The 23,805-nt window shown below is 64.6% G+C and carries 22 protein-coding genes and 1 riboswitch; of the genes, 10 read left to right on the forward strand and 12 right to left on the reverse strand.

Annotation, left to right across the window (positions count from 1 at the left end):
- The first annotated feature begins 130 nt into the window (after positions 1-130).
- Positions 131-1,396, forward strand: a complete 1,266-nt coding sequence (locus BMX78_RS12195; RefSeq protein ID WP_091419757.1) for a hypothetical protein — start codon at positions 131-133, stop codon at positions 1,394-1,396.
- Here BMX78_RS12195 and BMX78_RS12200 read toward each other — a convergent pair.
- A complete protein-coding gene (locus BMX78_RS12200) occupies positions 1,393-3,258 on the reverse strand; it encodes a vWA domain-containing protein (RefSeq protein WP_091419760.1) in 1,866 nt (621 codons plus the stop codon). The two genes, BMX78_RS12195 and BMX78_RS12200, sit on opposite strands and share 4 nt — an antisense overlap.
- A gap of 289 nt (positions 3,259-3,547) precedes the next feature.
- Between BMX78_RS12200 and BMX78_RS12205 the strand changes: the two genes are divergently transcribed.
- Positions 3,548-3,820: a hypothetical protein gene (locus BMX78_RS12205; RefSeq protein WP_091419761.1), complete on the forward strand. Its 273-nt coding sequence runs from the start codon at positions 3,548-3,550 to the stop codon at positions 3,818-3,820.
- A gap of 110 nt (positions 3,821-3,930) precedes the next feature.
- Positions 3,931-4,689, forward strand: a complete 759-nt coding sequence (locus tag BMX78_RS12210; protein ID WP_091419763.1) for a PKD domain-containing protein — start codon at positions 3,931-3,933, stop codon at positions 4,687-4,689.
- Between the two features lie 66 nt (positions 4,690-4,755).
- On the opposite strand, the gene BMX78_RS12215 is transcribed toward BMX78_RS12210, so the two are convergent.
- The 8 genes from BMX78_RS12215 to BMX78_RS12250 all read right to left on the reverse strand — a co-directional run bounded on the left by BMX78_RS12215 (position 4,756) and on the right by BMX78_RS12250 (position 13,235).
- A complete protein-coding gene (locus BMX78_RS12215; protein WP_091419764.1) occupies positions 4,756-6,303 on the reverse strand; it encodes a glycoside hydrolase family 32 protein in 1,548 nt (515 codons plus the stop codon).
- A 2-nt stretch (positions 6,304-6,305) separates the two neighbouring features.
- Positions 6,306-7,184, reverse strand: coding sequence for a carbohydrate ABC transporter permease (locus BMX78_RS12220; protein ID WP_091419766.1), 879 nt, complete (start codon positions 7,182-7,184; stop codon positions 6,306-6,308).
- Position 7,185: 1 nt separating this feature from the next.
- Positions 7,186-8,154, reverse strand: coding sequence for a carbohydrate ABC transporter permease (locus BMX78_RS12225; protein ID WP_091419768.1), 969 nt, complete (start codon positions 8,152-8,154; stop codon positions 7,186-7,188).
- Positions 8,155-8,230: 76 nt separating this feature from the next.
- Positions 8,231-9,526, reverse strand: coding sequence for an extracellular solute-binding protein (locus BMX78_RS12230; RefSeq protein WP_091419769.1), 1,296 nt, complete (start codon positions 9,524-9,526; stop codon positions 8,231-8,233).
- 127 nt (positions 9,527-9,653) lie between these two features.
- Complete coding sequence (locus BMX78_RS12235) at positions 9,654-10,676, reverse strand: LacI family DNA-binding transcriptional regulator (RefSeq protein ID WP_091419771.1); 1,023 nt, start codon at positions 10,674-10,676, stop codon at positions 9,654-9,656.
- A 120-nt stretch (positions 10,677-10,796) separates the two neighbouring features.
- Positions 10,797-11,330 (reverse strand): DUF2087 domain-containing protein, encoded by a 534-nt coding sequence (locus BMX78_RS12240; protein ID WP_091419772.1) that lies wholly within the window; start codon positions 11,328-11,330, stop codon positions 10,797-10,799.
- A gap of 10 nt (positions 11,331-11,340) precedes the next feature.
- Entirely contained in the window at positions 11,341-12,186 is an 846-nt protein-coding gene (locus BMX78_RS12245) for an HNH endonuclease (protein ID WP_286138926.1), read from the reverse strand.
- A 116-nt stretch (positions 12,187-12,302) separates the two neighbouring features.
- Positions 12,303-13,235: a universal stress protein gene (locus BMX78_RS12250; protein ID WP_353615439.1), complete on the reverse strand. Its 933-nt coding sequence runs from the start codon at positions 13,233-13,235 to the stop codon at positions 12,303-12,305.
- Positions 13,236-13,459: 224 nt separating this feature from the next.
- On the opposite strand from BMX78_RS12250, the gene BMX78_RS12255 reads away from it, so the two are divergent.
- Positions 13,460-14,662, forward strand: coding sequence for a sensor histidine kinase (locus tag BMX78_RS12255; protein ID WP_091419775.1), 1,203 nt, complete (start codon positions 13,460-13,462; stop codon positions 14,660-14,662).
- Between the two features lie 46 nt (positions 14,663-14,708).
- Here BMX78_RS12255 and BMX78_RS12260 read toward each other — a convergent pair whose 3' ends face one another.
- Positions 14,709-15,389 (reverse strand): response regulator, encoded by a 681-nt coding sequence (locus BMX78_RS12260; protein ID WP_091419777.1) that lies wholly within the window; start codon positions 15,387-15,389, stop codon positions 14,709-14,711.
- Positions 15,390-15,462: 73 nt separating this feature from the next.
- Positions 15,463-17,052 carry a DUF4389 domain-containing protein gene (locus BMX78_RS12265; RefSeq protein ID WP_091419778.1) on the reverse strand — a complete coding sequence of 530 codons (1,590 nt, stop codon included), beginning with the start codon at positions 17,050-17,052 and terminating at the stop codon, positions 15,463-15,465.
- Between the two features lie 265 nt (positions 17,053-17,317).
- Between BMX78_RS12265 and BMX78_RS12270 the strand changes: the two genes are divergently transcribed.
- From BMX78_RS12270 to BMX78_RS12290, 5 genes are all read left to right on the forward strand, one after another.
- Positions 17,318-17,536, forward strand: a complete 219-nt coding sequence (locus BMX78_RS12270) for a hypothetical protein (RefSeq protein ID WP_255470712.1) — start codon at positions 17,318-17,320, stop codon at positions 17,534-17,536.
- Positions 17,537-17,628: 92 nt separating this feature from the next.
- Positions 17,629-18,060: a hypothetical protein gene (locus BMX78_RS12275; protein ID WP_091419780.1), complete on the forward strand. Its 432-nt coding sequence runs from the start codon at positions 17,629-17,631 to the stop codon at positions 18,058-18,060.
- Between the two features lie 131 nt (positions 18,061-18,191).
- On the forward strand, positions 18,192-18,374 hold the full coding sequence (locus BMX78_RS12280) for a hypothetical protein (RefSeq protein ID WP_091419782.1): 183 nt from the start codon (positions 18,192-18,194) through the stop codon (positions 18,372-18,374).
- A gap of 82 nt (positions 18,375-18,456) precedes the next feature.
- Positions 18,457-19,407, forward strand: a complete 951-nt coding sequence (locus BMX78_RS12285; RefSeq protein ID WP_091419783.1) for a ribonuclease Z — start codon at positions 18,457-18,459, stop codon at positions 19,405-19,407.
- A 72-nt stretch (positions 19,408-19,479) separates the two neighbouring features.
- Positions 19,480-20,955 (forward strand): protein adenylyltransferase SelO, encoded by a 1,476-nt coding sequence (locus BMX78_RS12290; RefSeq protein WP_091419785.1) that lies wholly within the window; start codon positions 19,480-19,482, stop codon positions 20,953-20,955.
- A 78-nt stretch (positions 20,956-21,033) separates the two neighbouring features.
- On the opposite strand, the gene BMX78_RS12295 is transcribed toward BMX78_RS12290, so the two are convergent.
- The gene (locus tag BMX78_RS12295) at positions 21,034-21,873 is read right to left on the reverse strand and encodes a C40 family peptidase (RefSeq protein WP_091419786.1); all 840 of its coding nucleotides are present in this window, start codon (positions 21,871-21,873) and stop codon (positions 21,034-21,036) included.
- A 3-nt stretch (positions 21,874-21,876) separates the two neighbouring features.
- Positions 21,877-22,067: riboswitch (cyclic di-AMP (ydaO/yuaA leader) on the reverse strand.
- Positions 22,068-22,445: 378 nt separating this feature from the next.
- Between BMX78_RS12295 and BMX78_RS12300 the strand changes: the two genes are divergently transcribed.
- On the forward strand, positions 22,446-23,798 hold the full coding sequence (locus tag BMX78_RS12300; protein ID WP_091419788.1) for a coiled-coil domain-containing protein: 1,353 nt from the start codon (positions 22,446-22,448) through the stop codon (positions 23,796-23,798).
- Positions 23,799-23,805 lie beyond the last annotated feature (7 nt).

Genomic DNA, 23,805 nt, shown 5'->3' on the forward strand with positions numbered 1-23,805 from the left:
CGTCCTGAAAAGGGGCGCGGGAAGGTGCCTGAATCTTGAACAGCCTCCTGCACAACAATTCAAAGTGGCATGCCGCCGTCGAAATCAGTAGCGTCGTTCGAGCAACATTTCTCCAGCAGTTAGGTACTCCTTGGGCAAGAACAGTAAGAACCGGCGCGCAAGCAAAACTTCGGCGCAGAAACGACACCAAGCGCCGGTCTCCCTCAGTTCTTTCCGTGCCGGGCGGGCCCTTGACGCCTTAACGCCGGCTTATGTCCAGTGGTTCGACGACGGCACTCCCGGAGCAGGCGCTGCAGCCCTGCAATACCTGAAGCTGATGGAACCCACCATCAGCCGCTACATGGAGATGACGTCTGCGCCGGACATGACAAGTCTCGACCCGGCAACCCTGGCCAACGCGGTCGCGGAGGAAGTGTCGGCCACCGCGGGTGCACAGGCGCCGGAGGTGGTGGACGCCGAACAGGTTGCCCTCATCGTTGACTCGGTCCACAGCTACGTCGAGTTCCTCTCTGAAACCGGCCGGTGGACGGGGACAGAGGAGCTACTGGCCGAGGTGCTGGATGTCTTCGACAGCCTTGCCGAGGGCGTTGATGGACAGGAGACCATCGAGATTCCGGACATTCCCGAGGATCAGGCACTGTCAGCCTTTACGGAAATGCCACTGATCCAGAAGGCAACAGCGCTATTGGTATGGATCGGTGAAGGGAAGCCCGTGACCGGAACGGGCGCCCTCCGCCTGCGGGACATTGAGGAGGCGGCCGCCTGCGTGGGCGTGCAGGCCAAGGGCGGATCCAAGAAGGATGCAGCCGATGATGTCCTTACGGTACGGAGCATGTACGAGGTACCTCTGCTTGCCGAAATTTGGGCCGCACTCCAGGCCGCCGAGCTGATCAAGGTCAAGCCGACGAAGGTGGTGCCGTTCGAGGATCCCGCACACTTCCTGGACGGCAGCGTTGCCGAGCAGGTGGACGAGTTCACCATGTTCACCTCGCTCTTCCTCGAGCAGGCCGTGCTCCGGCTCGATCCTGAAGAGCCGTGGGAGCGCACCATCGCCGCAATACAGGTTTCCGTCCTCCTGGCGTCGGCCGCGGCCGAACCGCTTCTGGTGGAACGCGTCCTGGCGGCGCCCGATCACGCTCCCGAAGAAGAACAGAAGGCCGCCGAATTGCTCACCAAGGTGGCCATGGACCGCTTGGAGGAGCTGGCGGAACTTGGGCTGCTGACCATCGACACCCATTTTCGCGTGCCCCCGGCGATTATCCGCTGTGTTGCCGATGCATTCGACGATCCATCGCTGCTGGCAGAGCTGGGCCTGGGTGAATCGCCGCTCGAAGAAGCATACGACGACGAACTTGCGGAGGGGGCCAAGGTTCTGACCGCGGGCAACCCTTCCTAGAAGCTGGTCACCAATTCGCCGAGCACCTCATCAAGCCTGGTCGGATCGGTGGCGTCGTAGTAGTGCGCGCCGCTGGCCCGGGCAATGTCCCGGAGCGTGGGGACATCAGCGTCCGGTCCGTAGGCGAGGGTAAAGACGAGCACCGGCGTCGAGTGGTACTGATGGCTCAACTGTTCTGAGAGCCCGCCCAGGTCTCCGGGGTGGCGGGTATCGTTCTTGCCGTCGCTCAAAAGCACGATGGTGTTGATGAACGTGTCCTTGTAGTCCTTGGCCAGATCGCCCGCGAAACGGCTCACCGCTTCGAACAGAGGCGTAGCCTCCACGGCCTGGAGTTCATTGAGCTTGGCGGCGATGTCGCCCTTATTGGTCTTGAAAGGGGCCACCGGGCTGACGATGCCCGGCTGTAGCGGACCGTCGCCCTCATGGGAGAACGCGGCCAGTCCAACTTCGTCCTCACCCGTGAAATGGTCCAGGGCCTTGAGAACCGCGTCCTTGGCCCGTTGCAGTTTGGTGACTCCGGGCTCCTGCACCATGGAATCCGAGACATCCAGCAGGAACAAAGCCCTGGCCCGTTTGCGGACCTCGGGGAAGCTCTCCTGAATGGAAACCAGTGCCTCCGCCTTGGGCAGCGGCAGGGGCTGGAGTGTCTCGGCGTAGCGGCCGGTTTTCGCCACCCCGGAATCCAGTTTGCCCTGGACGCTCCGGTACCCGGACGCCTCAACAACACGTTGGCCCTGTTCCGTCACTGCGAACGCGAGGAAATCCTGGCCCGCCAGGCGCTGCTGGTTCCCCACCCAAGCGCCGTCAAGGATGACGGCCGGGTTGTCCGCGACGTGGACTCCGTCGGTGGGGTAGATGGCCCGAAGGGGCTCCTTGGGGGCAGGACCGGACGTCTTCGTTGTTCCGTCCTCGCTGACCACTCCGCGGTTGTAGTCCCACACAGATTTTTCATCCACGATTACGGCGGAGAGGAATTCCGAAACCTTCCCGGCGTCGTCGGCTTCCCTCGCGTGCCAGAGGAAATGCTCGGGCGTGGCCATGTAGTGGCTGGTGCCCAATTCCACGGCTCGCACCTTCTCCACCAGCGACGATGCTTCCAGATCCATGCCGTCCAAACCGCCAGGGCTGCCGCCGGCGGCACCGTAGGAAGCAGCAAGGGCCATCAAGCCCGACGTCGAGACGAGGGGACTGGCCTTACCGAACTTGAATTTGCCCCAGTCGCCGTGGCCGAGGCGCTCCCAGACGTCCTGCTCGCCGGCCATCTTAAACACCTCAGACCACGACGGCGGTTGCCTGTCCCAGCCGAGGGCAGTCACCATTGTTTCCGGCATCGCCACAACGATGGCACTCCGGGCCACGCTGGTTCCCTCCTGGGGGATGCGGTTTGCGCCGGCACCTTCTCCGGCAATGCGTAACCACGCGGAGGAGTCCGGCAGCCAGACAGTGGGCCTCTCCCCGGCGGAAACGCCGGGGAACTGTGCCGCGGCCTTGCCGGCGGCCACTCCTGATCTTTCCTGGGAGACGGCCGGTGCCACGCATTTGCCGTCAACATTGCGGGGCCTGGATATGTACTCGGCTGCAAGGGCCCGGACCATCTCCGCGTTTTCCAGCGACGTGAGGATGTTCAGGGGGATACAAGGAGAGGCGCCGGCGACGGCGGGAGGAGCGTCCTGCGCCAGGGGTTCGCCTGCAGGGGGTGGATTGCCATTTCCTGCGGCTCCGCCGTCACCTGAATCGGCGGGAAAGATCAGCGTCCGGAGCACCAGTGCGCCGCCCACAATAAGAAGCGCCACGGTAGCCGCCGCGGCGATCCAGATCCAGCGTGGATAGATCGGGTCAGTTGCTGCGCGACGACGGCCCATGCTCGTTTCCTTTGAAATCCGCCCGGGTTTCCCCGGTGTGAATGCAAATGATGAAACTGGCCCGCGGCTGTCACACCGCGGGTGCGCCTAGCCCCCCGCCCGGATGCCCCCGCAACTGGATACGCATTTTGAGGATAACCCGGGTGGGACCGATGTGAGTGTGGTGATTCAGATCTTTTTCGCGGCCGAATACAGCTGCAGCTGGCTCTGGATGAAGCGGCGCACCAGGTCTAGATTGGGTCTTGGCTTATGCAGCGGGCCCACTCACACCAAATCCAGGAGGGGGACCATGAGCCCCACACCGAAACAACCGATCACCGATGACAGCATCCAGGTCCGGCAGGTCAACCATTACCAATTCAGCTGGGTGGCCGGAGACGCCGGAAAGCCGGGCACCTGGACTCTGCAACTGGTCCTGGACCAAGGGGCCTGGGAAGAAGTGCTCACGCTCGACGCTGAGGACGCCGAGGTTCTCCAAGGCCTCCTGAAACGTTCGGCCACCGTCTTTTACGACGTCCGGCGGCGGACCCTGATGTTCGGGACCACGCCGGCCGGGCAGTAGCTCCGGCAGCAGCCAGAACTTCTTTCCGGAATCTTGCGTCTGCCCCAGTATCGGAAACCCCAGGTATCTGCGCATGCTGATGCTTGAGGGCAACGATCGAGGGGGAGATCATGACAAGGAGCGCCGCAAAACTGGCAACCGCAGGCTTGGTACTCGTGCTGGATGCCGGATGTGCCGAAGTGGCGGGCATTCCGTCGGCTCCGCTGAACACAGGGATTCCTTCTCCTTTGGCCACCATCCATCAGCCCGGCCCCACGCCGTCAGGCCAGCAGACCGGATCGCCGGTGCAGGTCACCGTCATCCCGCTCGGCAGGAACAACGGTGTTGAGGCCAGGCTGCCGATCAACGGCTATTTCGCTGCGCCCGGCATGGAGATCCGATTCGATGCCTCATCGTCCATCGGCGCGGTGAACCAGTACGAATGGGACCTCGACGGCGACGGCGACTACGACGCGACCTCCAGCGAACCCGTCCTCAAGCACACGTATGCGCATGAGTTCGAGGGGGAGATGATCCTGCGGGTGTCGAACATGGTTGGAAGCAGTCACGTCCTGAAGACCCCTGTCCACGTCAGCGCCATGCCGATGCCTCAGCCGTTGGCGGCACCACGGAACGTCCAGGTGGAGGTCCTGTCCACGGTGGACGGGGTCAGCGAGATCCGGGTGACGTGGGAATCGGACGACCCTGCTGCCTATTCCTGGGCTGTGGCCATCAACGGGTTCCCGGCGGGCCGCGTTGAAAGGTCCGCCCGATCGGTCAACGTCACCGACATCCGCCGTGAAGCGGACGTCCTGGTGGAGATTCTTGGAGTTACCCAGGACATGGCCCTCGGGCTGCGTGCCGGGACCACGCTGCCGGCGGCGAAGTAGCCGGTTAAAAAGACGCTGAAGAGCCCTGCACGGACCGCCGTGCAGGGCTCTTATTGAGTCAGCCGATCAGCCCCCGACGACGGCGAGCGCCGCCAGGTGCGCGCCCTCACCTTCGGCGAAGACCGCCAGAGCCGTGCTCGCCTCCGAGGGGAACACCAGATCCGTGAGGGTGGCGAGCCCGTCCTGGGCGAAGACCTCCACGGAGCACCGGTCAAGGTAGATCCGGAGCCGGAGGAAGCCGTCCTCCAGCGGTACGGCAACGGCTTCGACGGACGGAAAGGCCCCATGGAAATTCACAAGCCCGGACTCGCGACGGTCCAGGCTGAGTATTCCCTCCGCCACGTCATAGCCGACAACTGTGCGTTCGGCGTCGCCGGCCCTGACCACAAGCCCCACCCTGCTTGCCGTACCCGGCTGAAAGTCAACGTCGATCCGTGTGACTGCAGCGGTGACGGGGAGGTCCAGAACCCCGGATGCCAAGGGCCTGGAGCCCAGCCGGAACTGCGCCGATTCCAGTCCGGAAATGGGATCGATGGCCTCCTGCCGGAGTACCACGCGTCCGTCCACCCGGGTCAGCGACACGTCCCGAGGCAGGGACATTGCACTCCGCCAGTTCCCGGTGGGCGTGGATCCGGCATAGTCCCAGTTGTTCATCCAACCGATCATGATCCGGCGGCCGTCCGGCGCGTTGCTGAAGGAGACGGCAGCGTAGTAGTCGCGCCCCCAGTCCAGCCAGTTGTAGTCCCGCATCCGGCTGTCATCCTGCTGGAGGCCGGCGGTGACGGTCGTTTCGGACCGGAACGTCACGCCGTCGAACTCTCCCAGGAAGTACTGCCCGGCTGAGCCGCCGGCCACCCCTCCGGGGTTGAGGTTCACGATGAGGACCCACTTCGTGTCGTCCTGATCCCCGTCTACGGGCAACTCGAAGAGGTCCGGGCACTCCCACACTCCACCGGTGGCGTTGGCGGGCCCGAAAGTGCTCAGGTGCTCCCAGGCCATAAGGTCCGCGGACTTGTACAGCACCACCTGGCGGTGCACTGCTTCCACGGCGACCATTACCCAGTAACTGCCGGCTCCGCCGTCGTACCAAAAAACCTTGGGATCGCGGAAGTCCGCGGACGCCCGGTCCAGGACCGGGTTGCCCTGGTACTTCGTCCACGTCGTTCCCTCGTCCAGGCTGTAGGCCAGGGACTGGGCCTGCCGTCCCGCCAGCGCTGAGGCGGCGCTGTACGCGCTGGTGTAGATGGCCACCAGTGGCGGAGTGTCCGCCGTGCCAAGTCCGCTGGTGTTGTGCTTATCAAATACTGCGGAGCCGGAGAAAATCGCCTCGGACCCGTCGCAGGGGATGGCCACGGGCTGCTCGTCCCAGTGGCAAAGGTCCCGGGAGGTGGCGTGGCCCCAGGACATGTTGCCCCAGTCCGGGCCGAACGGGTTGTGCTGGTAGAAGAGGTGGTAGGTGCCGTTGAGGTACACCAGGCCGTTGGGGTCGTTGAGCCAGTTGCGTTCGGAAGTGTAGTGCCACTCCGGGCGGAACGGGTCCGTAACAGGAACGGCCACGGCACCGGGCGCCGGAACCGCGGCGGGCGCGGCAGCCGTCGTCGTCAGGAAAGTCATGGTCAGCCTTTCACGCCGCTGGAGGCGATGCTGTTGATGAAGGACTTCTGGAAGGCAATGAAGAGGATCACCACGGGGACGGTGATGAGTGAGGCGTAGGCCATCACCTCGCCCCAGGAGACATTGAGCTGGAAGAAGTACTGGATGCCGATCATCACGGGCCGCAGTTCCTCGGACTGGACCACCATGAGCGGCCAGAGGTAGGAGTTCCAGGCAGGCAGGAAGGTCAGGATGGCCACTGTGGCTGTGGCCGGGCCTGCCAAGGGCATGACTACCTGCCGGTAGATCTTGAACCAGCCCGCACCGTCGATCCGGGCCGCTTCATCCAGTTCCTTGGGGATGGACTCAAAGTACTGGTGGTACAGGTAGATGGAGAACGCGTTGGCAAGGAACGGAATGATCTGGACCTGGTAGGTGTCCAGCCAGCCCTTTGAGAACTCCAGGCTGAAGCCGTCGAGCTCAAAGTAGGGCAGCTGGTTGACCCACCACACCAGCGGCAGGGCCAGGGTCTGGAACGGGACAATCAGGGTGGCCAGGATGGCGCTGAAGACGATCCGCTTGCCGCGGACCTCCATGCGGGAGAGCGCGAAGGCGCACAGGCTGTTGATGAAGATGCCCAGCACCACCGTCACGGCGGAGACCCCGATGGAGTTGATCATGAACCGGGCGGCGGGGACGCGGTCGAACACAGCCGCGTAGTTATCGAATGAGATGTTCCCGATGGGCAGGAACGCCGCCACGGAGGACATGTCGCCGAAGATCTGCTGGTCCGGCTTGAGGGAGGAAATCAGCATAAAAACGATGGGGAAGGCGGCCACGACGGCGAAGAGGATGCGCACCAGCATGGTGCCGGCGCTCCTCAGGAGCAGTTGGTTGTTCATGTCAGTCTTTCTCCCGGGTGAGGTAGCGCTGCACCGCGGAGACGAGCAGGACGAGGACGAAGAATACGAGCGAGATGGCCGAGGCGTAGGAAGTTTCCTGCTGCTTGAATCCGGACCGGACTGCCTCGTAGATGATGGTGGTGGTGGAATCCAGGGGGCCGCCCTGGGTCATGACGCTGACCTGGTCAAAGAGTCCCAGCGCCTGGATGGTGATGGTGACCAGCACCAGGCTGCGGGTGTGCTTCAGGCCCGGCCACGTCACATAGCGGAACTGGTGCCAGCGGCTGGCGCCGTCCAGCTGCGCGGCTTCGTACAGTTCACCGGAAATGCTCTGCAGTCCGGCCAGCCAGATGATCATGTGGAACCCGGCTGCCTGCCAGATGGACAGGGCGATGATGGCCGGCATGGCGGTGGCGGGGTCATTGAGCCAGTCAGCACCCTGGATGAGCCCGAAGCTGAACGTGGAGAGGAGCTGGTTGATCAGGCCTTCGCGGCGGTACATAAACATCCAGAGCAGGGACACCACCACCATGGACGTGACCACGGGCAGGAAGTAGATGGTGCGGAAGAAGTTGACGCCGCGGAACTTCTTGTTGATGAGCAGGGCCATGGCCAGGGCAAGGGCGGACTGCACTGGCACCACGACCACCGCAAAGTAGGTCACGTTCAGCAGAGCACGCCAGAACGTGGGATCGGTGAAGAGCCGGGCAAAGTTGTCTGTCCCCACAAACTCCACAGGCCGCGGAGAGATCAGGCGGGCATTGGTGAAGGCCAGGCCGAAGCCAAGGATCGCCGGCAGGAACACGAACAGCAGCAGCAGAACGGCGGCCGGGGCGATCATGCCCCAACCGCTGATCTGTTCGCGGAGGAAACCGGGGCGGGGGCGGCGGTGCCGGGTGGGGCTGCTGCTTTGCTTTGCTGCGGCCGCGATGGCCTCTGGAGGACGGGTGGGAAGCGGGCTGAGGGTCATGGGAGTCTCCTTGACAGGACCTGGGGTACGACGACGGCGGCACTTGCCGGCCGTCGTCGTACTCCGGATCTGCCGGCTATTTCTGGTAGCCGCCGTTGGATTTGATGTTGGCATCAATCGCCTTGGCTGCCTTGTCCAGCGCACCCTGCGGGTCCGCTCCGGCAAGGATGTCCTGGGTGGCCTTGCCGAATTCGGTGGCAATGAACGGGTAAGCGGGGGTCTCCGGCCGCATCACGGCGTAGTTGCGGGAGAACTCCATGAAGACCCGGTTTGCGCCGCCTTCGGCGAAAGCGGGAATCAAGGCGGCGGCTTCATCAGTGGCAGGGATGCCTCCCGTTGCCTTGATCACGGAAGCCACGTTTTCCGGCTTCAGGGAATAAGACAGATAGTCCATCGCGGCATCCGTATTGTTGCAGCCGCTGGTGACGCCCCACTGCCACGAAGCTCCGCCGATCTTGGGACCCTTGCCCAGGTCCACCGAGGGCATGACCGCCAAGTCATCTCCCAGTGCCTCCCGGGTTTTGTCCCCTGCCCAGGAACCGGTGTAAAGGAGGCCGCTCTTGTTGTTCAGGAAGTCCTGGGTGGAATCTTTCCCGCTCTTGGTCGCCATGAAGCCCTGATCCGCCAGACCGCGGAACCACTTGGCCCATTCCACAGCCTTGTCGCCATTAAGGGCTCCGTCAGCCGACTGGTAATCCTTGCGGTCGATCAGGTCTCCGCCGAAGGACTGCAGGAACGGTGAGTACGCATAGGGCAGCCATTCGCCCGTTCCGGCAGTACCCATGTCCAACGGGTAGTCCCATTTACCCAGCGCCTTGAGTTTGGTCAGGGCGTCCTGGAACTCGTCCTTCGTCCATGGCTTCTCGATGGTGGCCACACGGACGCCTGCCGCGGCGAGGTCAGATTTGCGGGCAAACATGGACAAAGCGACGTCGCCGTACCCAACCGCATAGGTCTCGCCCTGCCACTTGGCAACGGTGCTGGGGAGGTTCTTGGTAAGGTCCGCAGACAGTTTCAGTGGCGTGAGGTATTGCGCCCAGGCCCAGTTGGGAACGTTGGGCCCGTCGATGTCCACGATGCACGGGAGGTTGCCGGCCGACGCGGCCCCAACAACGGAATCGTTGTAGGACTCCTGCGGGAAAGCCTGTACCTTGATCTGCGCCTTCGCGCCGCTGCTCTTGTTATAGGAGTCCACGATCGACTGCGTGGCGGCCAGTTCCGCCGGGTTTCCGGCGGCGTGGGTCCACATGGTGATCTCTGTGGAGCTTTCGGTTGTGGACGAGGAACTGCCCTTGCCGCAGCCGGCGAGGGTGGCAGTGAGGGCGGCTGCGGCTATGCTGGTCGCCAGGATCTTCGTGAACTTCTTGTTCATGGGTCAGTCTTTCTGCTTGGACAGGGTGATTGATGTCGGTCCTGCTGGGAGCGCGGCCGCTGCAACGGCTGCGTTCCCGTTTTTTGGGAAAAGTGCGGGGCTGTGCCCGGTGCGGTACAGCTCCGGTTCAGTCTTGGGGCGGCGCCACCGAATCCCGCTCAACAAGCGGGCAGGCCACCTTTTCGTGCACCCGCGGCGCCTTGGGGTTCTCGAGCTCCTCGAGGAGTTTCAGGACAGCCCACCGGCCCATCTCATAGTGGGGGAGGGCCATGGTGGACAGGCCCGGCCAGAGGCCGTCAGCAATGAGCTCCAGGTTGTCCACGCCCACAATGGAGACGTCGGACGGAATCTTCAGGCCAAGGTGGCCGGCCGCCTGGTAGGCGCCCATGGCCATTTGGTCGCTGAAGCAGAACAGGGCGGTGGGCCGGTCTGCAGCAGCCAGCAGCTCCAGTGCCGCTTCCCGCCCACCGGCGGTGCTGGGCCGGCTGGTCACCAGGGAGTCCACGGGCAACTGCATGCCGTGCCGGGCCAGCCCGGCGCGGAAACCATCGAGGCGTCCGTGGGCGGCCGGGATGTCGTCCTCGTTGTTGATCATGGCGATCCGGCGGTGGCCGGCCGCGACCAGGAGCTCGGCGGCGGATTGGCCGGCGCCGAACTCATCCGGCACCACTGAGGACAGCCCCGGGTTGTCCGAGGTGGCGTCCAGCACGATGGCGGGCATTCCCTCCAGCTCCGCGGGAACGGATACCCGCTGGTTGTACATGCGGGCGTAGATGACGCCGTCCACCTGGTGCTGCTGCAGGGCACGGATTTCCTGGCGCTCGAGTTCGTTATCGAGGCCGGAGTTAACCACCATGAGCAGATGGCCGTGCTCGGAGGCGGCATCCTGTGCGCCCTGGATCATGGCGCCGGCAAAAGGGGTGGTGGTGATCTCGTCGCTGACCAGGCCCAGGATCTGGGAGCGCTGGTTGCGCAGCCCGCTTGCCAGCCGGTTCGGCGCGTAGCCGAGGTTCCCGGCTACCGCTTTGATGTGCTCCACGGTCTGAGCGTTGACCCTGGAGTTGTGTGTTTCGCTGAGTGCGTGCGACACGGTGGTCACAGAAACGCCTGCTGCTTTCGCTACGTCCCGGATGTTCACCTTCGTCGCCATCGACTTCGCTTCCTTTGCAAAACGTTTTGTATATTGCTTGCATCACTATATGCAAAACGTTTTGTGCCAGTCAAGAGGCAGCCTTCAATGAGCAGTTGCACCAGTACGACGGCGGCCGTTCTACCCGGCCGTTGTTTCCTCAGGCCGGAAGTAGGCGGAGCCTGACGCTGTACGTTGCAGTATGCCAAAATCCACGAGGTAGCGGCGCAGCAGGACAACATCGTCGGTATAACTAAGGAGCCGCTCGTTGACCTGTTTTTCCGTCAGGTTTTCGCCGGACCGGATGGCATCGCCGGCAATCCAGGCCAGGAGTTCCCGCCGCTCGGCCACGTTCGCCGGATACCGCTCGATCCTCCCAAGCCGCAGGAAGCGGTCCACTCCGGTTTTCGCCTGCCGCCGCGGTTGTTGGGCAAGAAGGTCGCGATAGATCGCTTCCGGTGCCGCCAGTCCGCCGGAGGCTGTTCGTTCCACGAGCCCCGACTCGATCAGTATGGCCAGGGCCCGGTCCCGCCGGTGATCCTTCAATCCGGCAAGAACGTCCGGCCTGCCTGCCCCCAGAATTATTTGCGCGTAGGCGGTCCGGGCGTCACTGTTGGCGAGGGCAGCCAGCACCCTGCGCCAGTGCGGGCCGCCATATCCCCTTCCCTTGGTCATGCCGAGCGCCTCAGCCCGAACCTTTGTCGTGGGGCCCCTCAAGGATCCGCCGGGCATCATCCTGCGCTTCGAGGGCATGCTCACTGACCACATGGCCCCGCAGATGCCCCGCGGCGGCGATGATGGTCCGCAATTCCGAAACCGTCCGGGGCGGGATCACGCCGAGATGCGCCATAGCGTGGCAGTTGGGGCAGAGCGGCACCAGGTCAGCCACGGGGTCCAGTTTGTATCCGCCCTTCAGCATCGCCGGCGGTACTACGTGGTGCACTTCAATGAAGCCTGTGCCGGCGTCGCCATAGAAAGCCTCGAAGGAGAAGCCGCAGGCAGCACAGGAGGTCCCGTGGAATGCCAGGCAGACCCTGCTCGCGTCAACGTCCCGCTCGTAGCGGTTCACGTCGATCGTCGCCACAGCCTCAGGCGGGAAGGTCCCGGGAACCAGTTCGGCGTGGCTGGCGGCCACTGGCCCCTGCTCCCGCCAGAGACTGCGGAGTTCAGGCTCCGCAGCCTGCGGGACGGGAACTGGGCCTGCGATGGCCTCCCACCAGATCGGGCCCGAAATTCCTGTCTTGAGGAGGTCGGGGCGTATCTGTTCTCCGATGGGGAGCAGCGCGTCGAACTCAATGCTGGCGTACCCGTCTCCGGCGTCGCATTCCTCACGTCCAGCTGGTTCCGCGGGCGCTGACACAGCCATCCCGTGGCCGATCAGGCCGCGACCTGCATCGCTGCTGCCCTGCAGCAGCAACCAGACCTCTGTCCCTGGCAGGATGTTCCGGGAGCCGCCAACGTTCCACTGGGCGAGGACGCGCCCGGACTCCGTCACCTGTTCGACGGCGGCGCGGTAGTCCCAGCGGTTCACTCCCTTTGGGTTCCATCCCAGAATTACTGCAGCCACCGCTCACCCTGCCCAGCCCATGCTCTGTATTAGTTCAGCCTACGTTCCGGGAATCCGGGGGTGCCATACCGGCAGCAACCTCATCTGCTGTTATTGGAGCCATGGCGCGAAACAAGAACGGGGCCGCGCGCATGATGAAGCACGGCGTGGGCGGTTGAACCAATCGTTTCCTTAACCAGACCACGGCCCTTGCTGCCCACTACCACCATCGCCGCATCCCCGGAAACGTCGAGAATGCCGTGGGCAATCGAAGGATCGGTGAGGAGGGTTCCTTCCACCCGGACCCGAGGGGCGTGAATGCGGGCAGAAGTGACGGCAGCCCGCAGGACGTCCTCGGCAGCGGCGAGCGCCTCAGGGTTGTCACGGAAGCGGCGGTATCCGGCAGGTGTGTGGCGGACATGGACCACCGCGAGGTCCGCACGGGATGCCGACGCCAGCGTGCAGGCATCCTTCAGCGCAGTTGGTGAGCCGCTTTCATCGACTGCCACCACCACTGGTCCATCCGGATGGAGATCAGAACGGATGACGGCTACGGGACAGGACGCAGTGGCCGCCAGTTCCAGGCTGACGGAGCCCACCACCAGGCCCAGGAATCCGCCCAGCCCCCGGCTCCCGACAACAAGCATCTCCTGCCGGGCCGATATTCCAACGAGGTGCGGGGCAGGCAGGCCGTGCAGCAAGGTTGATTCAACATCCGCTCCTGGCGCCGCAGCCTTCGCGTGGGCAAGTCCCTCTTCAAGGATTGACTCGGCTGACCTCTCCAATCCGCTGTCCGAGACGCCCGGGACAGGGCCAAGGTGCCTGGTCAACAGCGGCCAGATGGAACAATGCACCACATGCACGGCCAGGCCGCGACGGTGCGCATGGCGTGCCGCCCAGCGGACCGCTTCCGCAGCTTCAGGCGAGCCGTCGTAGCCGGCAACTATGGACCTTGGCTCCTGCATGGCTTCACCGCGCTCCTGGACAGTTCGGCTTTCAGCCCAATAGTGGCTTTCCGCGCCACGATTGTCCATGCTGCTGCCTTGAGCCCGCCCTCGTAAATCAGGTGCCGAAAACCGGAAGTACCTAATCTCGCACCAACCGGTTTCCCGCCTGGGCGAGGGCTCTTAGACTTGTGGCTAACATCCCTTTGTGCTCAGGCGAAGGCGACGGCTGCGGGGTGGAGACCAACGCTCCCTGACACTGGTTAGGCGCTGACGCCCGCAATGACGCGGGCAGTCGTCGCAGGAGGTTGGAGATGGGCACTGAGCCGTGGCGCCCACCCCTGAAACAAAGGGTTGGAAATCTCCTGCGCGAGGTGGTTGCCCGCGCCGACGAGCTCCTGCATACGCAGGAACACGGCAATATGCGCCGCCAGGACTGGCTGGAGGCGGGGATGGCGTTGAGTGACCGCCTCATCCTGCCGGCTCAAACGGAGGATCTGGACAGCTTTGCCCTGGTTGCCGAGACTGCCCTTCGGGTTTCGGAATCGGCGATGGCTCTCATAGCTGTTCCGGCCGGTGATGGCGTTTTCCGCTGCCAGTCATCTGTGGGGGTGCAAGGGCTGCAGGCAGGGCGGGAACTGCCCGCTTCCGAAATGGTTTCCGCGGTTCTTGCAACAGGCGAGTCGCGTTCGGCCCGGAATGCCGGGCAGGTGTTCGACCATGAGCTGGCAGAAAAGCTGGGCTGCGTGCTGGTCTGTGCGCTCGGGCGCGGCGGCAGTGACAGGCCCGTGCTGCTGCTCGCACGGCCACGCGGGTCAACGGCCTACAGCCAGTCCGACCTGGAGTCCAGCTCCCTCTTTGGCCGCTGGATTGGTTTGGCCCTTGACCTGGCCCGTGTCCATGCCCTCCGTGAACAAAATCTTCTGTTCAGGGACCGGGAACGGATCGCACGTGATGTGCATGACCTCGTCATCCAGCGCCTGTTCGCAGCGGGTTTGGGCATTCAGAGCCTGCGCCGCTTCATCCGGGATCCAGTAGCCATTGAGCGCATCGATGCAGTGACGGCTGAACTTGACGGTTCCATCAGGACCCTTCGGGACACCATCTATTCGCTCCGGACCGGGGACAATGAACGGGAACCTCTGACCAGCCGCGTCATGAAGGTGGTGCGGGAAAGCTCCCGCAGCTATTCCCTGCTGCCGCAAGTGAACTTTTCCGGGCCGGTGGATGGCACGGTCCCCGATCATGTTGCCGGCCACCTGCTCTCGGTCCTCTCTGAAGGGTTGAGCAACGCGATGCGGCACTCGGGGGCCGACGACATCCAGGTCACCGTGTCGGCCGGGCGGAAGCAGGTGGAACTTCGCATAGCCGACAACGGCAGAGGTTTCCATGAACCGCTTGAAGCCAGTGGCCTCGCCAACATGCGGGACCGGGCCGGGCTGCTCGGCGGTACCTGTACCATCCACAGTGTGGCAGGTAAGGGGACCCGGATTGAGTGGTCCGCCTGTTGCCAATGACCGAAGTGGTGAAGCGCGCAGTTGAGGGTACCGGCCGCCGTCGCCCTTACTGGGGGTCCGCACCCTGCCGGATGACAAACACAGCGGCCTGGGTTCGTCTTTCGAAGCCCAGTTTCGCCAGGATGGATGAGACATAGTTCTTGACGGTTTTCTCGGCGAGGAAGAGTTCGGCGCCGATCTGGCGGTTGGTCATTCCTTCTCCGATCAGCGAGAGGACTTTCTTCTCCTGCGCGCTCAGCGCCTCCATCCTCGGGTCAGTGGCCGCTTTGGACAGGCCGGCAATGATCCGTAGCTCAGCTCCGGGCTCGAAGAGTGATTCACCCGCGGCCGCCCTGCGGATGCCCGCGAGGAGGTCATCGTTCCTGATCTGTTTCAAAACGTAACCGGAGGCTCCTGCCAGAACCGCGCCGCGCAGGGCCTGCTCGTCGTCGTAACTGGTCAGGATCAGGCACCGTAGGCGGGGGTTGAGCGAGCGGACATCCCGGCACACTTCGATTCCGGTGCCGTCCGGGAGCCGGCCGTCCAGGATCGCGACGTCGGGCCGGAGAGCAGGGATCCTTCGTGTCGCTTCGGCTGCCGACCCGCTCTCACCGACCACAAGGAAGCCCTCGCCCTCGAGCAGGTCCTTCAGTCCCTGCCGGACAAGCTCATGATCATCAAGAATAAAGACGCGGACCGGATCCGGAGGATCTGATGCTCCATCCGGTCCGGGCTCCTCCCTTTTCACTCAAGCGCTCCCATTGTCTCCACGACCGGCCCGCGCCGATGGAGGGCAGCCCGTGCCGGCTTGAATCCATTCTTCACTGCGGGCGGACCGGCTGGAAGGGCGGCCCGGTGGCCGGGGCAGCGGTTTCACGGGGGCCCTGGTCCAGGCGGAACGGCGGGTACTCGTCGCGCATCAGCGCCGTGTAGGCCAACACGCGGTAGATCCAACGGTTGATGCCCAGTATCAGATCGAACAGCGGACGCAGGTACCGGCCAGTAAAGAGCAGGGCCACTGCCGCGATAAAGACCAGCAACCCCAGCAGGGACAGGCCCCTTCCCCTTTCATAGCTTGTCCCGAAATCGCCCGTTCCTGAGCCCCAGGTCCACGTGGCGCCGGCCAGCAAGGCAACAACGATCAGATGCGGGATCGCCAGGAGCCACCACTTGATGAGGACCAGTCCGCGGGAGAGCCGCTCCGGATAGTCCACTTCGAAGTCCGCGGGATAGTTCGTGCGGGCCAGGGTGAAGGGCGGGTACAGGTCGGTGCCCACAGCAGCGTAGGAGTAGAAGGCAACCCGCCAGTTCCACCGCAAAACGCCGACGTTGAAATCGAACAGGGCCCGGGGGTATCGGGCGGTGAACAAAATGGCGAAGCCGGCAACAACCGTGGTGACGGCGAACGCAAACCACAAAAAGAACAGGATGATGAAGTGCGGAATGGCCAGGAACCACTTCACCAGCCACATCCACCGCGAAAGCGCGGGGTCAATCTCGCCGGAGAGCCGGGCCGGGTAGGGGGCCCAGTCGGCTTCTGCTGCGGGCACCTCCCGGTACGGAGGCTGAACCCCGGGAGGCTGACTCCCGGAAGGCGGGCTTCCTCCCGGGGGTGCCCATCCCGCAGGTGCCACCCCGGCGGCAGTCCCACCTGGGGTTGCCGGCGCGCCCGGCCTGGCCGGTGGCACCGGGCCGCCCGCTGGTCCGGCCCCGTAAGCGGACCCGGAGGAACGCGGGGCGGCATGCCGCCCCAGGCCGGCAGCGCCGAAAATCAGCAACGGGATCCCAATCACCAGGGCGATAATTCCGCCCACAAGCAGCCCGGTGGCTGCCGGCCGGATCAGGTCGGACCGGAACCCGGGCTGCACCTGGACGTCAATTCCCGGACTGGCGTCCGCGTTCATCACCACTATGGCCCAACTCCCGGCGGTGATGTTCCAGGTCAGCTCCTGCTCCCCGGGGCCCGACGCCGAAGCCTGCCAGAAGGCCTCGCCAGCCGGAGGCGCAGGCGCAGTGGAGCCGGGAATGTCACGGTACTCGGCACGGAAAGGTGAACGGTCAACGTCGAGCAGTTCGGAGCGATGTACCCCGGAAAGGTACCTGTCGACGTCGGACTGCGGGGCGATGCCGATAAAAACAGCCTTGCCGGGATCGGCGGAAGCTACGCGCAACCGGAGCGTGCCGACGTCGAACGGCACACGCCCGGGAATATCCTCGCCCATGGCGCCTAACCGGGGTGAGGTCAAGGCGGCGGAAGCCACGGAAAGCCGGGCTGTGCCGGCAGTGAGGTATCCATCACGCTGTGCGGATCCTACGGCCAGGGCCACGATGCCGCCGGCTGCGGCAGCAAGGCCAGCGAGGGACAGGAGGATCCCCAGGATCAGCATTATTATTGCAACGGTCTTTTTCATGGGATTTGGACCTGGATTGAGGAAATGGACAGGCGTGGGACGAAGCGAATACCTGGCGCGGGGACACCTACAAGACTGACACCCGCACGGCGGGAGCTGTAGGGCCAAAGGTCATGCCCATGGCACCGCCTGGTGGAGCTTCTTCCGGCGGAAGCGGCGGGGGAGTAGGCTTAAACAACCGTTAGGAAGTAAGCGGCCACGTATTTCAACTGGGTGGTATTCAGGCTGGGTGTTGACCTCCCCGGCGATCCCGAAGGGATGCACAGTGGCATTGGACGCTTCGGCGGTTCTGGAGCTTCTTGGCGGCTATATTGCAACCGCAGTGGGAGTCTTTCTCCTTTATTCACCAGTCATTGTCCTGATCATCAGCCTGTTGTTGACCGCAGGCCTGCTGCAGTTGCTGGCATGGCCCTTTATTGTGCTGATCCGCAAACTGCGCCGGAAGCCCAAACATCCCGATGACAGCTCCTGGCTCCTGCACTGAACCCCATCCGCGCGTGCCGGGTTCCCACCGCACCCCATTCGTCAGTATGCTTACTATTGTTGGCAAAGCCGGTCACGAGAAAGGGCATCATCATGACGGAACAGAACTTGCCTGACGACGAGCTTGAGGTTGTCGAGGAAAACGACGTGCTCCTGGACGAAACCCCCGGCGCGGCCTCTTCCCTGGAGCTTGACCCAGTCAGCAGCGGCCAGCCGGACAGCTATCCCGGTGCCGCGGAGAATAACCCGGACCGCTGGCAGGAGGATCCGCTGCTCCAGGACGAAGTCTCCGGCGAGGAGGAGGATTTCCTGAGCGATCAAACGCTGCGGGACGACATGGCGGCAACCCGCGACGGCGCCGGCAACGAGCAGGTGCCGGCGGCTACTCCCACCCTTGGAGAAGCGGTGGCTGACGTGGATTTCGGCGAAGATCCCACCGGCCGGGAAGCCGACGCCAGCGACGACCAGGAAAACTTCGGCGGGTCCCCACTCAGCGAGTTTGAGCCTGACGACCTCGAACGCTGAGGGCGGAAGCTGGTATCCCCCACCTGATGAATAGGGGCTCCGCCCACTGGCCCGGGGATAAAACGGGGTTAAACTAATAAGCCCACTGATGAATATCAGTTTCGGCAGGATCAAGACTGAAGGAGTTTCGCATGAACTTGGGAAGCAGGATCAGGAACGCCGCTGAACGATTCGCAGGCAGGACCGGCGCGGGCGGGACGGTCCGCGGCCGCGGGATGAACACCACGGGCCGGACGCCCAACTCCACCGGTGCCATGGGCGCCAGGTCCGGTGGCATGGCCCATCGCATCATGGGAATGTTCAGGCGGCACTGAGCCACCAGCATGAACGCGACGAGCATGAGCCAAAAGCAGGTCCCGGGCCTTCCCGGAACCTGCTTTTGGTTTGTCAAACGCCATGCGTGAACTCGTTGTCCTAGGCACTGCATCGCAGGTTCCCACTCGGACCCGGAACCATAACGGCTACCTGCTGCGCTGGGACGGTGACGGGCTGCTCTTCGATCCCGGCGAAGGAACCCAGCGCCAGATGATTTATGCCGGCGTCTCAGCCTCCTCGATCACCCGCATCTGCCTCACCCACGTCCACGGTGACCACTGCTACGGCCTGCCCGGCGTGCTTTCCCGCATGGCATTGGACGGCGTGGCGCACCCGGTCCATCTCCACTATCCCGCATCCGGCGAGGACGTGGTCCGCGCCCTCGTGTCCGTCAGTTCGCCCGGCATCGACCTGCGCCTCCACCCCCATGCCGGAAGCGCAACTGTGGCCGACGGGCTGGAGATCCGGCCGCTGAAGCACCGCATCGAAACTTATGGCTACCGGCTCACAGAGCCCGACGGCCGCACGCTGCTTCCGGACCGCCTCGCCGCTGCCGGCATCCGGGGCCCGGACGTGGGCCGGCTGCAGCGCAACGGCAGCCTGGCCGGCGTCCGCCTCAGCGATGTGAGCGTTCCCCGGCGCGGCCAACGCTTTGCCTTCGTGATGGACACCGCGCCCTGCGAGGGGGCAGAAGACCTGGCCGACGGCGCGGACCTCCTCGTCGCCGAGTCAACCTTCAGCGACGACGACGCCGCGCTCGCCGGCCAATACCGCCACCTCACCGCCGGACAGGCCGGGGAAATGGCCGGCCGCGCCGGGGCCGGCACCCTGGTGCTGGCCCACTTTTCGTCACGGTACGACGACGTCACCCTGCTCGCTGCGCAGGCAAACGCACGTGCCGCGCAGGTGACGGTGGTAGCTGCCCACGACCTGCAGCGGGTACCTCTTCCCGAACGGCGGCGCTGGCCTGACCCGGCGCCGCGGACACGGGAAGGCCCCGGGAGCTCATTGCCAAACAAAACCATGGGGTAGAAAGTGAATTATCGGGTGTTCTTCACGCGGTTCGACGCCGCGGAAAACACACCACGAGGGAAGGCTTGAAGAATGACAGCTGCTGCTGAATCAACGATCACTTTTGACGGGCGGTTTGCCCGGGAATTGTCGGAACTGGCTGTTCCCTGGCAGGCAGAGGAAGCGCCGGACCCCAAGCTTCTTGTCCTTAACGAGCAGTTGGCGGCCGAACTTGGACTGGATCCGGAATACCTCCGGTCGGCGGAGGGCGTCCGGCTCCTCCTGGGAAACCACATCCCGGACGGGGCGACGCCGGTGGCACAGGCCTACGCTGGCCACCAGTTTGGCGGATACTCACCCCTGCTGGGCGACGGCCGGGCCCTTCTGCTCGGCGAGGTGACCGATGTGCACGGCCGGCTGCGCGATATCCACCTGAAAGGTTCCGGCCGCACGCCCTTCGCCCGGGCAGGCGACGGACGTGCCGTCGTCGGGCCCATGCTGCGGGAGTATCTGGTGAGCGAGGCGATGCACGCGCTGCGCATCCCCACCACAAGGTCCCTTGCTGTCACGGCCACCGGCCGCCCCGTCCGCCGCGACACCATGCTTCCAGGAGCAGTGCTGGCGAGGGTGGCCAGCAGCCATCTGCGGGTGGGAAGCTTCCAGTACGCGCGGGCCACTGACAATATCGACCTCTTGCGCCGCCTCGCCGATCATGCCATCAGCCGGCATTACCCCGCCGCTGCCCGGGCCGACAACCCCTACCTCGCCCTCTTCGAAGGGGTGGTGGCTGCGCAGGCCTCACTGCTGGCCCAATGGATGCTGGTGGGCTTCGTCCATGGCGTGATGAATACAGACAACATGACCATTTCCGGGGAAACCATCGACTACGGGCCGTGCGCGTTTATGGACGCCTTCAACCCGGCCGCGGTTTACAGCTCCATCGACGTTGGCGGCCGTTACGCCTACGCCAACCAGCCCGTGATGGCTGAATGGAACCTCGCCCGCCTCGCCGAGGCAATGCTGCCGCTCATCAATGAAGACCAGGAACAGGCCGTAGCCCCCGCAGTGGAGGCATTGGGCGGGTTCCGCCGCCAGTACAGCGACGCCTGGTTCGCCGGTATGAAAACAAAGCTGGGAATCAGGGAAAGTTCTGCGGGGAGCCCTGAGGCGGAAGAAGCCTCCGAACTCGTGGACGGTGTGATCGCCATCCTCAAGGACGGGCCGGTGGACTACACACGGTTCTTCCGGAACCTCGGGCACGCAGCGCGGGGAAACTCCCGCCCCGCCCGAAGCATGGTCCTGGATCTCGCCGCCTTCGACGCCTGGGCAGAACGGTGGCTGGCCCTGCAGCCCGACGCCGGCCTGATGGACCGGGTCAATCCTGCCTACATTCCGCGCAACCACCTAGTCGAGGAAGCGCTCGCCGCGGCAACGGACGGCGATGTTGATCCCTTCAACCGGCTCGTGGAGGTGGTCCGTGACCCGTACCGGGAACGGTCGGGGCTGGAGCGTTACGCCGAGGGAGCGCCGGAGGACTTCGGCAGCTACCAGACGTTCTGCGGCACCTGAGGACGGCGGGACCCGGCAAAAACGAAACAGGGGCGGCAGGCGGGTAACCGCCTGCCGCCCCTGTCCGGGTGGTGTTGCTTAAGCTACGCGGACGAAGGAAGCGCCCGGGAGCCAGCTAATGGAGTGGACCTCGGTCTTGAAACCGTCCACGCCGCCGCTGACAACCTGGCCGTTGCCGGCGTAGACACCGACGTGGCCGGCAGTGATCACCAGGTCACCGGCGGCGGGGGAGCCCACCACGGAGCCGTACTGGTAGAACTGGCCGGGAGCCAGGTCGCCAACAGACTTGCCCACGCTGCGCAGGGCCTTCTCCACCATGGCGGTGCAGTCCTGCTGGATGCCAACCTGGCCGTAGGCCGATGCCAGGATCGCAGCGCCGGCGCCCGAACCCGTGGCAGCTGCCGGAGCTGAAGCGTAGGAAACATTTACTCCGGTGTTGGCCGGAGCCGCGGCAACGGCAGTCTGGACGGGAGCAGGAGCAGCGGCCGCCTGGACGGGGGCCGGAGCAGCTGCAACATAGCCGGCGCCCGGAATCTGGATCTGGTCGCCCGGGAAGATGATCGTGGAGATCGCCAGGCCGTTGGCGGCCAGTACATCGTTGAGGCTGACGCCGTAGGCAGCGGAGATGCCGCCCAGGGTGTCACCCGAAACCACGGTGTGGACGTTGGCGGCAGCTGCTGCCGGTGCAGCCACGGCAGCTGCAGGTGCCACGGACGCCTGGGTGTTAGTGGTCCCGGTGGTATCCGGTCCGGTTACGCCTGCGTGGGCCGGGGCGCCCACACCAAAGGCAATGCCGGAAGCTGCTGCTACGGCCAGGGCCGGACGGCCAAGCGACTTGGCGGATACAGCCAAGCCCTGGAGCGCGATTGAGCGGGCCGGAGTCGCGCGGTGACGGGCGGTGATGGAATTTTTTGACACGTTTGATCGCCTCTCCCATGCCTGCGGGGTGAGCTGTCGGGTTCGGGTTGGAGATACCCGGCCGGTAGCGGCTCCGGACGGAACGGAAGGCGCTATCGACTTAACCCCAAGGCCTCGCATGAGGCCGCGGAAAGGTGGTTCCCCCGTCCCTGCCAGCTGGAAACGATTGAATCCCGGATCAGCGGCAGGGCTCGGCATGCTGAGGGGAATGTCCCGTCTGGGAGGGACACCTGAAGACCATAACCTGCCAGCCTGCCGATTGTCACATTTGAATAACATACGAGCGGCTTCTCTCGTATTCCGCAAATGACTGGAGGTTCTTTGCATAGCAGGCTGACCACGGAAGATAGGCGCGCCGGTACGGAGTGCATGAGGTTCGTCACAAAGTAATAAAACGTTGTGCCGGCACCAGCCGAAACGGCACTCGTGGGCAGCAGGCGGCAGAGCTTTGGGCCGCCGTGCGCGTGTGCGGCGTTCGGCCGTCCTGGGTAGGGGTTCACCTTTCCAGATTGCATAACGATGTCAGCACGCCAGCCTTCAACTGAAGGTTGAGAGCTGTATGCTTCCGAACTATGTCTCGGTTCGTTATCAAAGCCCGCCTGCCCCTGCCTGCGGCGCTGCTGGCCCTTGCCCTTACGGGTACTGTTTGGCTCGGCCCGGCCGGGGCGGCGGACCAGGATCCGGCGGGTGATTACCCCTCCTGGGAGGACGTCCAGCAGGCAAAGCTGACGGAATCCGGCACCGCAGAGGAAATCAACAGGATCAGTGGCCTGCTGGGTGGCCTGCAGGCCCAATCCGAGTCCCTGGGGACAGCGGCCGTCCAGTCAGCGGCGGAGTATGCCGTAACCGATTCTGCGCTTCGGGCGGCCAGCGCAAAAGTGGAGACCCTCACCGCCCAGGTTTCCCAAGCAAACACCGAGCTGTCCCGGCACCGGAAGGACCTGGGCGCCCTCGCGGCCCAGTCCTATAAAACCGGCGGCACCACCATGGGATTCTTTGTTGCCCTCGATGCGATCCAGACCAACAGCGTCCAGGGTCTGAACGTGGTGCGCATCGTGGGTGACAAGACGGCAGCGCTGGTGGCCAGGGCCGAATCGGCCGGCAGGGTGGCGTCCTCGTTGGCTGGCCAGGAGAGCGCCGCCAAAGCCGAACGTGTGCGGCTGTCCCTGCAAGCCAAAGCGAAGCTGGACGCTGCCCGGTCCGCGCAGGAGGCGATGGCGCGCCAAGTGGCCGAAAGCCAGAAGCGCAGCGAGGAGCTGACAGCGCAACTTGCCTCCCTCAAGGGCACGACGGCGGCAGTAGAGGGCGCGTACCGGCAGGGCCAGGCGGCGCAGGCTGCCTACGAGGCAGCGCAGGCGGCAAAACGCGCCGCAGCCGCTGAACAGGCCCGCCTGCAGGCAGAGGCGGCAGCCAGGGCGGCCGCCGCGGCTGCCGCCCGCCCGCAGGCTCCAGCCGTCCCTGCGCCGGCAAATCCAGCACCCGCGAACCCCGTACCACCCGCGAACCCCGCACCACCCGCCAACCCGGCGCCGGCAAATCCTGCCCCCGCACCCGCGCTGCCGGTCGCACCCAGCCCGCCGCCCGTCGTCGTGCCGTCCGTTCCAGGCGGCGCCGTCAATGACCCTGCAGGGGCCAAAAGCTACGCCTCGGGGCGCCTGGGCGCCTACGGCTGGGGCCAGGACCAGTTCCTGTGCCTCGCCCAGCTCTGGACCAAGGAATCGAACTGGCTGACCACAGCCACCAACCCCTACTCCGGCGCCTATGGAATAGCCCAGGCCCTGCCGCCCGGAAAATACTCCAGCGCCGGCAGCGACTGGCTCACCAGTTACCGCACCCAGGTCGATTGGGGCCTGGGCTACATCCGCGGCCGGTACGGCTCGCCGTGCGGGGCCTGGAACCACTCGGTGGCCAACAACTGGTACTGACCGGCGC

It is taken from the genome of Arthrobacter sp. OV608 (assembly GCA_900110595.1).
Lineage (GTDB): Bacteria > Actinomycetota > Actinomycetes > Actinomycetales > Micrococcaceae > Arthrobacter.

What these genes read in the sequence shown, in the direction of transcription:
- BMX78_RS12200 (WP_091419760.1), bottom strand. Translation starts at nt 3,258, where the DNA reads ATGGGCCGTCGTCGCGCAGCAACTGACCCGATCTATCCACGCTGGATC.
- BMX78_RS12205 (WP_091419761.1), top strand. Translation starts at nt 3,548, where the DNA reads ATGAGCCCCACACCGAAACAACCGATCACCGATGACAGCATCCAGGTC.
- BMX78_RS12210 (WP_091419763.1), top strand. Translation starts at nt 3,931, where the DNA reads ATGACAAGGAGCGCCGCAAAACTGGCAACCGCAGGCTTGGTACTCGTG.
- BMX78_RS12215 (WP_091419764.1), bottom strand. Translation starts at nt 6,303, where the DNA reads ATGACTTTCCTGACGACGACGGCTGCCGCGCCCGCCGCGGTTCCGGCG.
- BMX78_RS12220 (WP_091419766.1), bottom strand. Translation starts at nt 7,184, where the DNA reads ATGAACAACCAACTGCTCCTGAGGAGCGCCGGCACCATGCTGGTGCGC.
- BMX78_RS12225 (WP_091419768.1), bottom strand. Translation starts at nt 8,154, where the DNA reads ATGACCCTCAGCCCGCTTCCCACCCGTCCTCCAGAGGCCATCGCGGCC.
- BMX78_RS12230 (WP_091419769.1), bottom strand. Translation starts at nt 9,526, where the DNA reads ATGAACAAGAAGTTCACGAAGATCCTGGCGACCAGCATAGCCGCAGCC.
- BMX78_RS12235 (WP_091419771.1), bottom strand. Translation starts at nt 10,676, where the DNA reads ATGGCGACGAAGGTGAACATCCGGGACGTAGCGAAAGCAGCAGGCGTT.
- BMX78_RS12240 (WP_091419772.1), bottom strand. Translation starts at nt 11,330, where the DNA reads ATGACCAAGGGAAGGGGATATGGCGGCCCGCACTGGCGCAGGGTGCTG.
- BMX78_RS12250 (WP_353615439.1), bottom strand. Translation starts at nt 13,235, where the DNA reads ATGGACAATCGTGGCGCGGAAAGCCACTATTGGGCTGAAAGCCGAACT.
- BMX78_RS12255 (WP_091419775.1), top strand. Translation starts at nt 13,460, where the DNA reads ATGGGCACTGAGCCGTGGCGCCCACCCCTGAAACAAAGGGTTGGAAAT.
- BMX78_RS12265 (WP_091419778.1), bottom strand. Translation starts at nt 17,052, where the DNA reads ATGAAAAAGACCGTTGCAATAATAATGCTGATCCTGGGGATCCTCCTG.
- BMX78_RS12275 (WP_091419780.1), top strand. Translation starts at nt 17,629, where the DNA reads ATGACGGAACAGAACTTGCCTGACGACGAGCTTGAGGTTGTCGAGGAA.
- BMX78_RS12280 (WP_091419782.1), top strand. Translation starts at nt 18,192, where the DNA reads ATGAACTTGGGAAGCAGGATCAGGAACGCCGCTGAACGATTCGCAGGC.
- BMX78_RS12285 (WP_091419783.1), top strand. Translation starts at nt 18,457, where the DNA reads ATGCGTGAACTCGTTGTCCTAGGCACTGCATCGCAGGTTCCCACTCGG.
- BMX78_RS12290 (WP_091419785.1), top strand. Translation starts at nt 19,480, where the DNA reads ATGACAGCTGCTGCTGAATCAACGATCACTTTTGACGGGCGGTTTGCC.
- BMX78_RS12300 (WP_091419788.1), top strand. Translation starts at nt 22,446, where the DNA reads ATGTCTCGGTTCGTTATCAAAGCCCGCCTGCCCCTGCCTGCGGCGCTG.